12 protein-coding genes and 1 pseudogene are annotated in these 14,865 nt (G+C 64.6%); 8 read left to right on the top strand and 5 right to left on the bottom strand.

Annotated elements, in window-relative coordinates; all coding sequences use genetic code 11:
• The 8 genes and pseudogenes from ACSSV3_RS06235 to ACSSV3_RS06200 all read left to right on the top strand — a co-directional run.
• A pseudogene (locus ACSSV3_RS06235) lies at nt 1-350 on the top strand (succinate--CoA ligase subunit alpha); the annotation flags it as partial.
• A gap of 108 nt (nt 351-458) precedes the next feature.
• Entirely contained in the window at nt 459-755 is a 297-nt protein-coding gene (locus tag ACSSV3_RS06230; protein ID WP_354323011.1) for a GIY-YIG nuclease family protein, read from the top strand.
• A 62-nt stretch (nt 756-817) separates the two neighbouring features.
• On the top strand, nt 818-3,631 hold the full coding sequence (locus ACSSV3_RS06225) for a 2-oxoglutarate dehydrogenase E1 component (protein WP_354323009.1): 2,814 nt from the start codon (nt 818-820) through the stop codon (nt 3,629-3,631).
• 20 nt (nt 3,632-3,651) lie between these two features.
• Nucleotides 3,652-4,923, top strand: a complete 1,272-nt coding sequence (gene odhB / locus ACSSV3_RS06220; RefSeq protein ID WP_354323007.1) for a 2-oxoglutarate dehydrogenase complex dihydrolipoyllysine-residue succinyltransferase — start codon at nt 3,652-3,654, stop codon at nt 4,921-4,923.
• A gap of 105 nt (nt 4,924-5,028) precedes the next feature.
• Nucleotides 5,029-6,435 carry a dihydrolipoyl dehydrogenase gene (gene lpdA / locus ACSSV3_RS06215; RefSeq protein WP_354323006.1) on the top strand — a complete coding sequence of 469 codons (1,407 nt, stop codon included), beginning with the start codon at nt 5,029-5,031 and terminating at the stop codon, nt 6,433-6,435.
• A 69-nt stretch (nt 6,436-6,504) separates the two neighbouring features.
• Nucleotides 6,505-7,863: an amidase family protein gene (locus ACSSV3_RS06210; RefSeq protein WP_354323005.1), complete on the top strand. Its 1,359-nt coding sequence runs from the start codon at nt 6,505-6,507 to the stop codon at nt 7,861-7,863.
• 24 nt (nt 7,864-7,887) lie between these two features.
• Entirely contained in the window at nt 7,888-8,580 is a 693-nt protein-coding gene (locus tag ACSSV3_RS06205; RefSeq protein ID WP_354323003.1) for a PepSY domain-containing protein, read from the top strand.
• Nucleotides 8,577-9,233: a trimeric intracellular cation channel family protein gene (locus ACSSV3_RS06200; protein ID WP_354323002.1), complete on the top strand. Its 657-nt coding sequence runs from the start codon at nt 8,577-8,579 to the stop codon at nt 9,231-9,233. The genes ACSSV3_RS06205 and ACSSV3_RS06200 overlap by 4 nt, the downstream gene beginning before the upstream one ends.
• A gap of 95 nt (nt 9,234-9,328) precedes the next feature.
• On the opposite strand, the gene ACSSV3_RS06195 is transcribed toward ACSSV3_RS06200, so the two are convergent.
• The 5 genes from ACSSV3_RS06195 to ACSSV3_RS06175 all read right to left on the bottom strand — a co-directional run bounded on the left by ACSSV3_RS06195 (nt 9,329) and on the right by ACSSV3_RS06175 (nt 14,860).
• Nucleotides 9,329-10,807, bottom strand: a complete 1,479-nt coding sequence (locus tag ACSSV3_RS06195; protein WP_354323001.1) for a M48 family metalloprotease — start codon at nt 10,805-10,807, stop codon at nt 9,329-9,331.
• A 79-nt stretch (nt 10,808-10,886) separates the two neighbouring features.
• On the bottom strand, nt 10,887-11,831 hold the full coding sequence (locus tag ACSSV3_RS06190) for an acetyl-CoA carboxylase carboxyltransferase subunit alpha (RefSeq protein ID WP_354323000.1): 945 nt from the start codon (nt 11,829-11,831) through the stop codon (nt 10,887-10,889).
• 9 nt (nt 11,832-11,840) lie between these two features.
• Nucleotides 11,841-12,728: a tyrosine recombinase gene (locus ACSSV3_RS06185; RefSeq protein WP_354322998.1), complete on the bottom strand. Its 888-nt coding sequence runs from the start codon at nt 12,726-12,728 to the stop codon at nt 11,841-11,843.
• Between the two features lie 9 nt (nt 12,729-12,737).
• Nucleotides 12,738-14,666, bottom strand: coding sequence for a hypothetical protein (locus ACSSV3_RS06180; RefSeq protein WP_354322997.1), 1,929 nt, complete (start codon nt 14,664-14,666; stop codon nt 12,738-12,740).
• Nucleotides 14,663-14,860: a hypothetical protein gene (locus ACSSV3_RS06175; protein ID WP_354322995.1), complete on the bottom strand. Its 198-nt coding sequence runs from the start codon at nt 14,858-14,860 to the stop codon at nt 14,663-14,665. Before ACSSV3_RS06175 ends, ACSSV3_RS06180 begins: the two co-directional genes overlap by 4 nt.
• Between the last annotated feature and the right edge of the window lie 5 nt (nt 14,861-14,865).

Below are 14,865 nucleotides of genomic sequence, written 5' to 3'. Positions count from 1 at the left end.
ATCCGGTCAACGGCACCAATTTTATCGACATGCTCGACCTGTTCCTTGACGATCCGGAGACGCAAAGCATCATCATGATCGGCGAAATCGGCGGCAGTGCCGAAGAAGAAGCCGCCGCCTTCATCAAGGCCGAGCGTGCGAAGGGCCGCGCCAAGCCGATGGTCGGCTTCATCGCCGGCCTCACCGCCCCTCCGGGCCGCCGCATGGGCCACGCTGGCGCCATCGTCAGCGGCGGTCAGGGCGGCGCGGAAGACAAGATCGCGGCGATGGAAGATGCAGGCATCCGCGTCAGCCCCTCGCCATCCGAGCTCGGCACCACGCTGGCCACGATGCTGAAAGAACTGGTTTGAAAAGATTGTGAGTCCCCGCGCAGGCGGGGGCCTCAGTCGGGGGAGTGCCATGCTGAATGAGATCCCCGCCTTCGCGGGGACTCACAAGACGGGAAACGAGACAGGTAAGTGAAAGGCGGGTTCGTCTACATCCTGACCAACAAGCCTGACGGCGTTCTCTACATCGGAGTAACCATCGACCTCGCAATGCGAATTGAACAACACCGGTTTGGTAAAGTTTCGAGCTTCACGAAAAAATACAACTGCCACCGTCTTGTCTGGTTCGAATGGTTTGATGATCTGAACGACGCGCAGCGTTTCGAACGGCGCATGAAGAAGTGGAACCGGGAATGGAAAGTGAAGCGAATCGAAACCCGCAATCCGGCGTGGGACGATCTGTCGCACACCATTCCGCACATTATATGAGCGATGTGTCGCTCTGAATCGAGGGAGGTCCCCGCCTGCGCGGGGACTCACAAGGTGCTAATATGAACAAGCCAAACGATAGCCTCATCCCCGCCTTTACCGATCAGGAAGGCCCGCAGCCCGGCCCTTCGTGGGAGCGGCGCGGGTGGCTCGATACGCTGGCCGATAGCGCATCCGATCTGACCTCCGCGATGGACCCGACCGAGATGCGGATCGCGGTGGCGAAATCCGCGAAGGACGCGGGCAAGCCTGCCGATCCCAAGGCGGTCGAAAAGGCCGCGGCGCTATCGATCGCGGCGATGCAGTTGGTGCGGCTGTATCGGGTGCGCGGGCACATGGCGGCAGATCTCGATCCGCTGGGCCTGTCGGATCGCGAAGGGCCAACCGACCTGACGCTCGAATGGCACGGGCTGGCGGGCAAGGAAAACGAAGATGTCTATGTCGGCGGCGTGCTCGGCATGGAATGGACCACGGTGGGCCAGCTCCATCAGCGGCTGCGCGAAGTCTATTGCGGCAAGGTCGGCCTTGAATACATGCATATCGCCGATACCGAGGAACGCCGGTTCCTGCAGGACAAGTTCGAAAGCCCCGGCGAAACGATCCAGTTCACCCCGCAAGGCAAGAAAGCGATCCTCGCCGCTGTGCTGCGCGGGGAGCAATACGAGGAATTCCTCGCCAAGAAATATGTCGGCACCAAGCGGTTCGGGCTGGATGGCGGCGAATCGATGATCCCGGCGCTGGAAGCCGTGATCAAGCATGGCGGCAGCGCGGGCGTGCGCGAGATTGTCTACGGCATGGCCCACCGCGGGCGCTTGAACGTGCTCGCCAACGTGATGGCCAAGCCTTACCGCGTGATCTTCCACGAATTTTCGGGCGGCAGCGCCAACCCCGATGATGTCGGCGGTTCGGGCGATGTGAAATACCACCTTGGCTCCAGCACCGACCGTGAGTTTGACGGGATCTCTGTGCACATGAGCCTGGTCGCCAACCCGTCGCATCTTGAAGCGGTCAACCCCGTGGTGCTGGGCAAAGTGCGCGCGCACCAGGTTTTCCGTGATGATCTGGCCCACGGCAAGCAGGTGCTACCGGTGCTGATCCACGGCGATGCGGCGTTTGCGGGGCAAGGCGTTGTGTGGGAAAGCATCTCGCTTTCGGGCGTGCCGGGATATGATACCGGCGGGTGCATCCACTTCATCATCAACAACCAGATCGGCTTCACCACTTCGCCCAAATTCGCGCGGTCTTCGCCCTATCCCAGCGACGTGGCCAAGGGCGTGATGGCACCGATCCTGCACGTCAACGGCGACGATCCCGAAGCGGTGACCTTCGCCTGCAAACTGGCGGTGGAATATCGCCAGACCTTCCACCGCGACGTGGTGATCGACATGTGGTGTTACCGCCGCTTTGGTCACAACGAAGGCGACGAGCCCAAGTTTACCCAGCCGTTGATGTATGATGCGATCCGCGCGCACCCCAAGGTCAGTGTCAGCTACGAAAAGCGGCTGGTTGATGAAGGCGTGGTCGAACCCGGCACGCGTGAGCGCATCGCGGGTGAATTTACCGCGCTGCTCGAAGATGAGTTCGAAGCGGGCAAGAGCTACAAACCCAACAAGGCTGACTGGTTTGCCCAGCGTTGGTCAGGGCTGAACAAGCCCGCCGATCCGGAAACCGCGCGGCGCAATGTCGAAACCGCGATCGAGCCAAAGACGCTGGAGTCGCTCGGCCGGGTGCTGACCGAAGTGCCGGATGATCTTGGCATTCACCGGACATTGGAACGCGTCATCACTGCCAAGCGTGAAATGTTCGTCAATGGCGACGGTTTCGACTGGGCCACGGCAGAAGCACTCGCTTTCGGCAGTCTGGTTATGGAAGGCTACGGCGTGCGCCTGTCCGGGCAGGATTCGGGGCGCGGCACCTTCAGCCAACGCCACGCGGTGTGGGTCGACCAGAAAACCGAACGCAAATATGTTCCGTTGAACACCCTGCCGCACGGCAAGTTCGAAGTGCACGATTCCACCCTGTCGGAATATGGTGTGCTCGGGTTCGAATACGGGTTTGCGCTGGCCGATCCCAAAACGCTGGTGCTGTGGGAAGGCCAGTTTGGCGATTTTGCCAATGGTGCGCAGATCATGATCGATCAGTTCATCGCCAGCGGCGAATCCAAATGGCTGCGCGCCAATGGTCTGGTGATGCTGTTGCCGCATGGCTACGAAGGGCAAGGGCCGGAACATTCCTCAGCGCGGCTCGAACGGTTCCTGCAATTATGCGCGGATGACAATTTGTGCGTGTGCAACATCACCACGCCCGCCAATTACTTCCACGTGTTGCGCCGCCAGATGCTGCGTTCGTTCCGCAAGCCGTTGATCATCATGAGCCCCAAGTCGCTGCTGCGCCACCCGCTGGCCAAAAGCGCGAAGGGCGATTTCACCGGCGAAACGCATTTCATGCGCATCCTGTCGGACTCCGCCACGATTGCCGATGACAAGGTGCGGCGCGTGGTGCTGTGTTCGGGCAAGGTCGCCTATGATCTGCTGGAAGCCCGCGATGCAGCGGGGATCGATGATGTGTCGATCATCCGGATCGAACAGCTGTACCCCTTCCCCGGCGATCCGCTGGCGGTGCGGCTGAAGCGGATGACCAACCTCAAAGACTTAGTCTGGTGTCAGGAAGAACCCAAGAACAATGGTTCGTGGTTCTTTGTCCAGAACCAGATCGAAGATGCGCTGACCGCCGCCGGGCATTCGGGTAAACGCCCGATCTATGCCGGGCGCAATCCGTCCGCTTCGCCCGCCACCGGGCTCGCCAGCCGTCACAAGGCCCAGCAGGAGGCATTGATTGCCGACGCGCTCGGTCTATCACAATCAGACCTTAAGTAAGGCCGCAAGGAACCACAAACATGGCCACTGAAATCACAGTCCCCGCCCTTGGCGAATCCGTCACCGAAGGCACGATTGCCGAATGGCTCAAGCAGCCCGGCGATGCAGTCGCCGCCGATGAACCCATCGTCAGCCTCGAAACCGACAAGGTCGCGGTTGACGTGCCATCGCCCGTCGCAGGCGTCATGTCCGAACACCGCGTTGCGGTGGGCGACACGGTCGAAGTTGGCGCGGTGATCGCGGTGGTGGACGAAGGCGCGACGGCATCTGCCCCCAAACCCACGCCTGCCCCGGCGACGGCCAAGACTGATACGCCCGCGCCCGCTCCGGCGGCGGCCAAGGCTGATACGGCTGCGCCCGCGCCCGCAGCGTCCGAAGAACTGCTGAACGCGGCGCAGACCCTGTCGCCAGCCGTGCGCCGCGCTGTGCTCGAACACGGGGTTGACCCCTCGACCATCAAGGGCAGCGGCAAGGATGGCCGGTTGACCAAGGAAGACGTGCTCGCCGCGGCTGAGGCGAAGGCCAAGGGCGGCACTCCCGCGCCCTCGCCCGCCCCGACCCCGGCTGCAACCCCCGCCCCAACCGGCGGCGCGCGCGGCGAAGAACGGGTCAAGATGACCCGGATGCGCCAGACCATCGCCAAGCGGTTGAAGGGCGCGCAGGAACAGGCCGCGCTGCTCACCACCTTCAACGATTGCGACATGAGCGCGGTCATGGAAGCGCGTGAGAAGTACAAGGACTTGTTCGCGAAAAAGCACGACATTCGCCTCGGCTTCATGGGCTTTTTCGCCAAGGCTGCCTGCCTTGCGCTGAAAGACGTGCCGAGCGCCAATGCCTATATCGAGGGCGATGAAATCGTCTATCACGACTATGTCGATATCTCGGTTGCGGTATCGGCGCCCAATGGGCTGGTCGTTCCCGTAATCCGCGATGCCGACAAGAAGGGCTTTGCCCGGATCGAACAGGACATTGCCGATTTCGGCGCGCGCGCGAAGGCTGGCACGCTGACGATGGACGACATGAGCGGCGGCACCTTCACCATCAGCAACGGCGGCGTGTTCGGCAGCCTGATGTCGACCCCGATCATCAACCCGCCGCAGAGCGCGGTGCTGGGCCTCCACCGCATTGAAGATCGCCCGGTCGTGCGCAATGGTCAGATCGTGATCCGCCCGATGATGTATCTGGCGCTGTCCTATGACCACCGCCTGATCGACGGGCGCGAGGCGGTAACCGCGCTCAAGATCATCAAGGAAGCGATCGAGGATCCGACGCGGATGCTGATTGATTTGTGAGCGTGTAAATCGCATCGTCACCCCAGCGAAAGCTGGGGCCTAGAGCGGCAAGCTTGACCCCCGCAGCCTGAGATCCCAGCTGTTGCTGGGATGACGGAGAAAAAAATGGCTGACCACAATTACGATTACGACGTCCTCATCATCGGTGCCGGCCCCGGCGGCTATGTCGCTGCGATCCGTGCGGCGCAGCTCGGGCTGAAGACCGCCTGTGTTGAAAGCCGCGAGACGCTGGGGGGCACCTGCCTCAATGTCGGGTGCATTCCATCCAAGGCGCTGCTGCACGGTTCGGAACTGTTCGAGGAAGCCGCAGGCGGCCACTTCGCCACATGGGGCATCACCGCCACGCCAAAGCTCGACCTCTCCAAAATGATGGCCGAAAAGACCAAGGCCGTGGGCGAGTTGACGGGGGGAATCGAATTCCTGTTCAAGAAGAACAAGGTCACATGGCTGAAAGGCCACGCCGCGTTTGAAGACGCGCATACAGTCAATGTCGGCGGCGAGAAAATCACCGCCAAGGACATCGTGATCGCCACCGGGTCGAACGTCACCCCGCTTTCTGGCGTAGAGGTCGACAATGCGGCCAAGCGGATCGTCGATTCCACCGGCGCGCTTGATCTGGACGAAGTGCCCGAACACCTCGTGGTGATCGGCGGCGGCGTGATCGGGCTTGAACTCGGCTCGGTATGGCGCAGGCTCGGCGCGAAAGTCACCGTGGTCGAATTCCTCGACCAGCTGCTCCCCGGCATGGACGGTGACGTGCGCAAGGAAGCGCAGAAAATCTTCAAGAAGCAGGGCATCGACATGATGCTCAGCCACAAGGTCACCGGCGCGAAGGTTGCTGGTAAGAAAGTCAGCCTCACCATCGAAAAATCGGCGGGCGGCGATGAACAGACCATCACCGCCAGCCATGTGCTGGTGTCGATCGGGCGGCGCCCCAATACTGATGGCCTCGCGCTCGACAAGGCGGGCCTCGCCGTCAACAAGCGCGGGCAGATCGAAATCGACCATGATTTCCGCACCTCTGTGCCCAATATCTGGGGGATCGGTGACGTGGTTCCCGGCCCGATGCTGGCGCACAAGGCCGAGGATGAAGGCATCGCGGTCGCTGAAAACATCGCGGGCCTGACCGGCATCGTGAACCACGATGTGATCCCCAGCGTCGTTTATACCGCGCCTGAAATCGCAGGCGTCGGCATCACCGAGGAAGAGGCCAAGGAACGCGGCCTTGCGGTCAAGGTCGGCAAGTTCCCAATGATGGCCAACAGCCGCGCCAAGGCCAACCGCGATACTGATGGCTTTGTGAAGGTGATCGCGGACGCCGAAACCGACCGCGTGCTGGGCGTGTGGATCATCGCCAGCCTTGCAGGCACGATGATCGCCGAGGCCGCCATCGCGATGGAATTCGGCGCGACATCCGAGGACATCGCCTACACCTGCCACGCCCACCCCACCCACGCCGAAGCGTTGAAGGAAGCAGCGATGGCAGTGACGGGCAAGCCGATCCATATGTGATTTGCCAGATGGGGTTTGCTCCCTCCTGCGGTTTTGCCTAGTCCCTGCAGCCGAGGAGAAATTTCACCCATGGCCTATCCGCAATTGACCGACAAACCCGGCGCGCTGGAAACGGCTGCTGCGATCCGGGCGGGAACACTCAGCGTTGCCGAGGCGGTGGATGCGGCGATCACGCGGGTCGAGAAATACGACAGCAGCATTGATGCGCTGGCGGTTCCGGATTTTGCGCGCGCTTACGACACCGCCAAGGCGATGGACAAACACGGCCCGCGCGCCGATCAACCGCTGTTCGGCGTGCCGATGACGATCAAGGAAAGCTTTGACATCGCGGGCCTGCCGACCACCTGGGGGCACCCGCGTTACAAGGATCAGATCGCCCCGCGCGATGCCTGGCTAGTGCGGCGGTTGAAGGCGGCGGGCGCGGTGATTATCGGCAAGACCAACGTGCCGGTAGACCTCACCGATTGGCAAAGCTTTAACCCCGTCTATGGCCGCACCTCCAACCCGCACAACGCCGAACGCTCCCCCGGCGGATCATCGGGCGGCGCAGCGGCCGCTGTGGCGAGCGGGATGGTGCCGTGCGATTATGGCACCGACATCGGCGGATCGGTGCGGGTGCCAGCGCATTTCTGCGGCGTTTGGGGGCACAAGACCACGTGGGGCCTCATCCCCAAGCATGGGCATGATCACCCCGCCATGTCGCGCCGCGATGGCTTTATCGCCGCGCATGATGGGGCCTTGTCGATCGCTGGCCCCTTGGCGCGCAACCCTGATGATCTGGCGGTGCTGACCGAAGTGGGCGCGGAGGTGCCGCTGCGCCGCCGGGCCAAGCGGCTGAAGGATTGCCGCTTGCTCGCAATCACCGCGCTGCCGAACGCGCCGGTCGATGCCAGTGTGATGCAGCCGACCGAGGCGGCGCTGGAAGCCCTCACCCGCGCTGGTGTGGTGATCGAGCGTGAGAGCGACCTTGTTCCCGATCAGTCGCAGCAATACCGCCACTATCTCAAGATGATGAACGTGGCGATGGCGCGCGGCGCGCCTGCGCCCGATGGCAAGCGTGCGAGTGCAACCGACTGGTTCGATCTGATGGACGCGCAGGCCGCCAACATGGCGCAGTGGGAAGCTCTGTTCGAAACCTACGACTTCGTCCTCGCCCCGCCCGCGCCGGTGCTGGCCGTGCCGCATAGCGACAAACCCGTGTTTCGCGGCACGCTTACCATCAACGGCGCTGAGGAACCCGGCGGCAATGCGCTCGCCTGGGCCGGGCTGGCGACCTTCCCCGGCCTGCCCGTCACCGTGCTGCCCATCGGCAGCGGCAGCTATCTGGGCGCTAACCTGCCGTGCGGAATGCAGGTGATCGGCCCGCGCTGGAGCGACCTTGATTGCATCGCCGCAGCAGCGGCCATCGGTCAGATCTTGCACGGTTGATGCAGGTTCGCCATGGCGCAAGGCATGGCACGCAAACCCTTCATGCGCACTCTGGCGAAATGGCACATCTGGCTCGGCTGGCTGGTCGGGGTGCCCATCGTCATGTGGCTCGCCACCGGGCTGTTGATGGTGGCGCGGCCGATCGAACAGGTGCGCGGCGATCATCTGCGCCGCGAAGTGCCGCCTGCGCCGCTGGTCATCCCCGGCAGCACGCTCGCCGCGCCCGATGCCGCGTTGAAAGATATGCGCGTGACCATGCAGGATGGCCGCGCCGTGGCGATCCTCACCACGTTGGATGGCGCGGTCAACCGGATCGATTTCGCCAGCGGAGCGCCGCTTCCCCCACTTGATGCCGCCGCCGCGCGCGCGCTGGTGGCAAAGCGGATCGTGGGCGGTGACAGGCCTGCGCGCGTCACGCTGTTCCCCGCTGACCGCACCCCGTTCGATTTCCGCCGCCCGATTGCGGTGTGGCAGGTGGCGCTGAATGACGGCACCAATATCTATGTCGGGCGCGATACCGGCGAGGTTGAGGCGGTGCGCACGCGGTGGTGGCGGGCGTTCGATATTGCCTGGGGCCTGCACATCATGGACCTGTCGGAACGGGAGGACACCAGCCACCCGATCCTGATCCTGTTCGCGGCGCTCTCGCTCACCGGGGCGCTGATCGGCACCACACTGATGTTCCGCCGCCGCCGCGCACGGCGGGCTGCGGCATGACCCCCGCTGTCCTCACCCCGATTCTCGATCTGCTCGATATCGCCGGGATTGCGGTGTTCGCGCTGTCGGGCGCGGTGCTCGCGGCGCGGCTGCGGCAGACCTTTGTCACCATGGGCTTTTTCGCACTCGTCACCGGCGTCGGCGGCGGCACGGTGCGCGATCTGCTGATCGGCGCGCCGGTGTTCTGGATTGGCGATGCGTGGGTGGCGGCGGTGTGCCTTGCAACGGCGCTGATCGCGTGGTTCACCCCGGTGCGTTGGTGGGAGGGCAAGCTGTTCGCCTATGCTGACGGCGCGGGGCTGGCCGCCTATGCGGTGCTCGGCAGTGCCAAGGCGCTGGCTTACGGCGTGCCGCCTGTGCCTGCGGCGTTAATGGGGATCATCACCGGCTGCGTCGGCGGGATCATCCGCGATGTGGTGGCAGGCCGCCCGTCGATCATCATGCAGCCCGAACTCTACGTCACCGCGGCCGCGCTAACCTCGGTGCTGACGGTGGCAGGCATGATCGCAGCCCCGCTGCTGGGCGTGCCCAAGGAATGGGTCTGGGGCGCAGGGTTCATCTGCGGCTTTGCCTTGCGCGCAGCCGCAATCCGCTGGGAATGGGGCCTGCCGAGCTATGGGGAGAGGGAAAAGGCCAATACCAATACGCGATGAGCCTTGCTCATCGCATATTGGTTAAGCCCGTGCGGCGCTTGAGCATTCCCAGCGCGTGATGCGTCAGCATCTCAGCGCGCTGGTAAGGACTCACTCTAACGCCCGTTCACCACGATCTTGACCTTCTGCCCCGGTGTCACGCCTTCGCTGCCGCCAAGCGCGTTGAGCACCCGGAAGCGCTCCACCTGCGCCGTGGGATAGGCCATTCGCCGTGCAAGGCTTGCAACAGTGTCCCCGCGCGCGACAGTGACGACCTGCAATTTCTTGGGCACCACGCTGCTCGCCTCAGCCTGCGTGATCCGCCGCATGGATTGGAACATTGCGTTAAACGTCGCCGCTTGCCCCCCTTGCCCAGCAGGCGTGATGGTGGTGAAGTGATAGGCTCGGTCGCGCGCAAATTCATACGCGAATACCGTCACATCCACTTGCGAATTGCCATTATTGACCCGCGCAATGCCATAGGCTGCGGGCAAGCCGTTGACCGTGGTGCGCTGCATCTGCGCGGGCGCGAGCGTGCTGTCCTTTCCGCCCAGCGCGGTGAACTGCTGACGCACATAGGTTTCCAGATTGCCAGCATAGGGTGCCAGCGTCATCTGCGCCTGCCCGCCCTGCCCCTGGATGCTGACCGCGCGGGTGCCGTTGACCATGTAGAACCCCTGCGGCGCGGTGAACGAAAAGCGCAGTTCAGGGTGAATGAACCGGCTGCCTTCGATCAGGCCCTGCGCAGGATCATCGCCATAAAGCAGGCCATTAATGCGCGTGAGGAAGGTATCACGATTGGTCGTTCCGCCAGTAGCCGGGCCAGCTTTGGCCAGCGCGCTTTGCACCCGGCTGGCCGGGTCGGGGTGGGTTGAGGCCCATGTCGGCACGCTCGCATTGCGGCCTTGCAGCTGCGCATCAAGCGTGTTTTGCGCCGCGAGGCTCGCCAGCACGGTGCCCATCGCGCGGCGGTCATATCCCGCCTTGGTCAGGTATTCGATCCCCAGATCATCCGCCTGCAATTCCTGCGTGCGCGAAAACTTCAGCGTCAGAAGCTGCGAGCCTTGCATAAAGGTGCGCGACAGCGAATCGCCCAATCCGGTATCACCCAGCAGCACCGCACTGCCGATCGCGCCCAGCACCCCAAGGATCGAATTGCGCTGCGCCGTCTGCTGGCGGCGCTGCGAATGGCGCGCGGCGACGTGGCCGACTTCGTGTCCCAGCACGGCCGCCAGTTCGGCTTCGTTGTTCATCAACGTCACCAGCTGGCGGGTGGTGTAGATATAGCCGCCCGGCACCGCGAAGGCATTGTTGACAGGCGAATTGAGCAGGCTGACGGTGAAGCTTTCGCGCGCGTTGCCAAGGCCCGATTGCACCGCGATATTCTTGCCCACCTGCTCGACATAGAGCGCATGAGAACCCGTCATCGCGCCGCCGAATTCGTTCAGCAGTTGCGGGTGAAATTCCGCGCCCTGCTGGGCTTCAGTCGGGGTGATCGGGGTTGAGGCTGACGGTATTGTGCCGCCACCCACGCATCCCGCCAACGCCAGCGGCGCCGCACCTAATGCAAGGATACTGCGTGCGATTCGTGTCATGTTCGGCTCTCCCCGTGGATAATACCCGCTGACAGCCTACCGCCAAAGCGGCGCGGCGCAAACCCCTGAGGCAGGCGTGCTATCCGCCAATGCCGAGAAAGCGTTCCTCACGCGCGGCGATCAGCGCCTTGGCGCTCTTGCTCGACAGCAGATCAAGTTCTTCGGTCAAGGCCGCGCCAAGAAGCCGCGCCGCCGCCGCCGGATCGCGCTGCGCCCCGCCAAGTGGTTCCTTGACGATGCGGTCGATCACGCCGTCGCGTTTGAGATGCTGCGCGGTGACCTTCATCGCCTGCGCTGCATCTGCCGCCTTGTCCGATGTGCGCCACAGGATCGACGCGCAACCTTCGGGCGAGATCACCGAATAGACCGCGTGTTCCAGCATCAGCACCCGGTTGGCCGCTGCCAGCGCCACCGCGCCGCCCGAACCGCCTTCGCCCACAATTACCGCCACCATCGGCACGGGGAGCGCCAGACAGGCCTCGGTCGAACGGGCGATGGCTTCGGCCTGCCCGCGCTCTTCCGCCTCGATCCCCGGAAATGCGCCCGATGTATCGACCAGCGTCACCACCGGCAGCCCGAATCGCCCCGCCAGCTCCATCAACCGGATCGCCTTGCGATAGCCTTCGGGCTTGCCCATCCCGAAATTGTGCTTGATCCGGCTCTGGGTGTCGTTGCCTTTTTCGTGGCCGATCAACATCACCCGGCGGCCGTTCAGCCGCGCGAACCCGCCCATGATCGCCTGATCATCGCCATACAGACGATCCCCGCCCAAGGGCACAAAATCGCTGAAGGCATGGGCGACATAATCGTGAAAATGCGGGCGCTGCGGATGGCGGGCGACCTGCGTCTTCTGCCACGGGGTTAGCGAGGCATAGGTACTGGCGAGCAATTCGGTGCTTTTGGCTTCGAGCCGGGCAATCTCGCTTGCCACATCGACATCATGCAATGCGTCAACACCGCGCAGCTGATCAATGCGTTCTTCAAGCGCGGCAACCGGCTTCTCGAAATCGAGGTGTGAAATCATGCGACGGCGCTAGTCTGATGCGGGCTTCGTGGCAAGCGGGTGACAGGAATTGACCAGCGCAACCAGCCGCGCGGCATCGACGTGGGTGTAAATCTGCGTGGTCGAAATATCGGCGTGGCCCAGCAGCGTTTGCAGCACGCGCAGATCGGCCCCGCCTTCCAGCAGGTGGGTCGCAAAGGCGTGGCGCAGCACGTGCGGGCTGATGGCGGCGGGATCAAGCCCGGCGCGCGCCGCCAGCCCCTTGATCAGCTGGAACAACCGCATCCGGCTGAGATGCTGCCCGGTGCGGGAGGGGAACAGGTAGCGCGAGGCGGGCACCGCCGGGCGCAGCGCCACCCAGCGCGCCAGCGCCTCCAGCGCGCGCGCACCAACCGGCACCAGCCGGGTCGCCCCGCCCTTTCCGGTGATGGTGAGGAATGGCGCATCGCGCGGCACCGCCACCAGCGGCAGCGCCACCAACTCGGTGGCGCGCAGGCCCGAACCATAGAGCAGTTCGATCAACGCCAATTGCCTCACCGCCTTGGGATCATCGCCCGCCGCTTCCTCCTCGGCGCGGGCGAACAGCGCAGCAATGGAATCGTGCCCCATCACCTTGGGCAACGGGCGGCGGGTGCGCGGCGAAGGCAGCGCGCCCGATGGATCATCGCGCCGCCACCCTTCATCCGCTGCAAAGCCGAAAAATTGCCGCAATGCCGATGCCTTGCGCGCGACGCTCGCCGGGGCGAGCGCGGCCCATTCCCCGGCAAGGCTGGCCACCGCATCGCGCGGCGCGGCGGCGAGATCGCCGATCGCTTCCTCTGCCCCGCCAAGATCGCGGCGATAGGCGGCCAGCGTATTCGCCGCCGCCCCGCGTTCAGCGGCAAGCATGGCGAGGAAGGCTTCAGTCGCGGCGGACACCAGCCGGTCTCAGCCGCGCGCCACGGCCTCGGCGGCGATCATCCGGGCCTCGGCTCCCATCCCGACGCGGTTCAGCGCCGAGGTGATGTGGAACAGGTGCAGCGGGGTCATCTGCTGCCAGCTTGACCCCTGCATCCCCAACCCGGCAAGCAGCGCCACCAAAGCGGGGTTGCCCACCTCGGCAGCGCGCGCAATCGCGCGGCTCCAGCGGGTCTGCCGCGCCAGATCAATGCCCAGCTTATCGGACAGCGCGCGCGAGTCACCTGCGTTCAGCCGTCCAAGCCCGGCCAGCCCGGCCACCAGAAACGCCGATTTGCGCGATCCTGTACTGTCATCATCACTGATGAAACTTTCCACCGCGCCCTGCCCCACGCCGTTGCTGCGCGGCGCACTCAGCACGATCAGCGCCCAGCCCAGCGAGCCATCTTCGACGACGCCGCGCCATGCCAGGGCATCACGATCCAGCCCGGCGGTCAGCATCGCCGCAATCAGATCGCCTGCTTCATCGGCCAGCGCCGCATCGGCGGGAATGCGCGCGGCGGCATAGGCAGTCAGCACCCGCGCGCCGTAGCCATCACCCCCGCCCAGCGCATTGCCCGCCCCCCACAGCTGCTGCATCGCCGCAATCCGCGTGGATGGTTCCGCCGCAAGATAGGCTTCGCGCAGAGTGGCGGCGTTTTGCGCGGCATCGCCGGTAGCTGCCGGATCGGCATAGACTTCGGAATAGAGGTCAACCATCGCATCGGACGACAATATGCCCTCGCGCGCGGCGCGCCCGGCAAAGCGCGCGCGCTGAACCGCGGGCAGCATCGGCAGTAACGCGCCGGAACGCGCGTAATAGGCCCCGCCGCGTGCGGTAAGCGCGCTATTGAGCAGGTCTTCAGGCACAGGCTCCCCCAACGCCGTCGCCAACGCAAAGCGCCACGGGGCCAGTTCTTCCACGCCGTCCCATTCGATCTCGACCGCGCGTTGGCCCCGGCCCGCTGCACCGGCAAACCGCCGTGCCAGCAGCACATCAATGCGCGGGGCGATGCCGCGACCCAGCGCCCGGTCAAGCTGCGCTGCGGCGAGCGCGCTTTCCCCGGCATAGGCATTGCAGATCGCCTGGAGCATCTGCCATTCGCCATCTTCGCGCACCGAGCCTTGCAAGCGCACCGAAGGGCAAGCGCCGGTAACATCGCCGCTCGCCAGATAGGCAATCAGCGCTTCCGAAGTCAGATCGGTCGACCAGTCGGCGGTATCAATATCCTGCACCAGCGCGCGGGTGAGCGCATATTCGCCCATCCCGTTGAGAGCCCGCGCCCGCAACGCGGCGAACTCCACCGCGTCCATCCCCTGCGGCGGTGCGAGGCGGCTCACCAGCGCGCGGCGCAGCAGAATATGCCCCCAGCGCGACACCAGCGGGCCTTTGGTGCCTGCCAGCGCGGCGCGCACCAGTGCCGCGGGCTGCTTGGCCAGCGCCACCGGGGGCAGACCGCCTTCGTCGCTCGCCAACACGCCCACACGGGTCAAGGCGCGGCGCGCACCGGGCAGAATATCGGATTTGGATTTGAGGCCGAGCAGCTGATCCAGCTCCTCGGTCGACATGGATTCGAGCTTATCGAGGCTCGGCAACCGGGCCAGTTCATCGCGGGTGATCGAAGGCAGCGGCGGCAGGGCGGCAGGATTAAATGGGGCGGTTGACGGCGCGGGCATTCCCGGCAGCGCGGCAGGCCCGGTTGCAGGCGGCGCGGGCGTTGTCCCCGGCGTCGGTGTTGGCGCAGGCGCAGGACGCGGCGGCGGGGCAGGCGTGGGATCGTCAAACCCCGGCGGCAGGATCGATTCGGGCCGCTGCTGCGCCGCTGCAAAGCCCGCCAATCCCGCGCCGCCGATCGCGCCTGCCAGCCCCAGCGCCAGCACGCTGGCTGCCATTCCCAAACGGTTGCGCGTGGGCTTCATTGCGGCTGCTCCGGCAGTTCGATCTGTTCGGCAATCGGTCGCAGCGCCTGTTCGCCGCCATCGATCCAGGCGAGCACCAGCGCGGCTGCTATCACCACGCCCGCGATCCACAGCCAACGCATCGGCCCGCGCTGGCGCGCAGGCGCATCGGGAAGACCGTGCAGTGACGTAAGCGGGCGACGCTGGTTTGCCATATTGC

This window comes from Porphyrobacter sp. MBR-49, assembly GCF_053628655.1.
The sequence above is the reverse complement of the archived record's forward strand: the minus strand, read 5'-3'. Positions and strand labels throughout refer to the sequence as shown.

Coding starts and splice junctions, on each gene's coding strand:
- lpdA (WP_354323006.1), top strand. CDS start 5,029: ATGGCTGACCACAATTACGATTACGACGTCCTCATCATCGGTGCCGGC.
- ACSSV3_RS06205 (WP_354323003.1), top strand. CDS start 7,888: ATGGCACGCAAACCCTTCATGCGCACTCTGGCGAAATGGCACATCTGG.
- ACSSV3_RS06210 (WP_354323005.1), top strand. CDS start 6,505: ATGGCCTATCCGCAATTGACCGACAAACCCGGCGCGCTGGAAACGGCT.
- ACSSV3_RS06225 (WP_354323009.1), top strand. CDS start 818: ATGAACAAGCCAAACGATAGCCTCATCCCCGCCTTTACCGATCAGGAA.
- ACSSV3_RS06195 (WP_354323001.1), bottom strand. CDS start 10,807: ATGACACGAATCGCACGCAGTATCCTTGCATTAGGTGCGGCGCCGCTG.
- ACSSV3_RS06180 (WP_354322997.1), bottom strand. CDS start 14,666: ATGAAGCCCACGCGCAACCGTTTGGGAATGGCAGCCAGCGTGCTGGCG.
- ACSSV3_RS06190 (WP_354323000.1), bottom strand. CDS start 11,831: ATGATTTCACACCTCGATTTCGAGAAGCCGGTTGCCGCGCTTGAAGAA.
- odhB (WP_354323007.1), top strand. CDS start 3,652: ATGGCCACTGAAATCACAGTCCCCGCCCTTGGCGAATCCGTCACCGAA.
- ACSSV3_RS06175 (WP_354322995.1), bottom strand. CDS start 14,860: ATGGCAAACCAGCGTCGCCCGCTTACGTCACTGCACGGTCTTCCCGAT.
- ACSSV3_RS06200 (WP_354323002.1), top strand. CDS start 8,577: ATGACCCCCGCTGTCCTCACCCCGATTCTCGATCTGCTCGATATCGCC.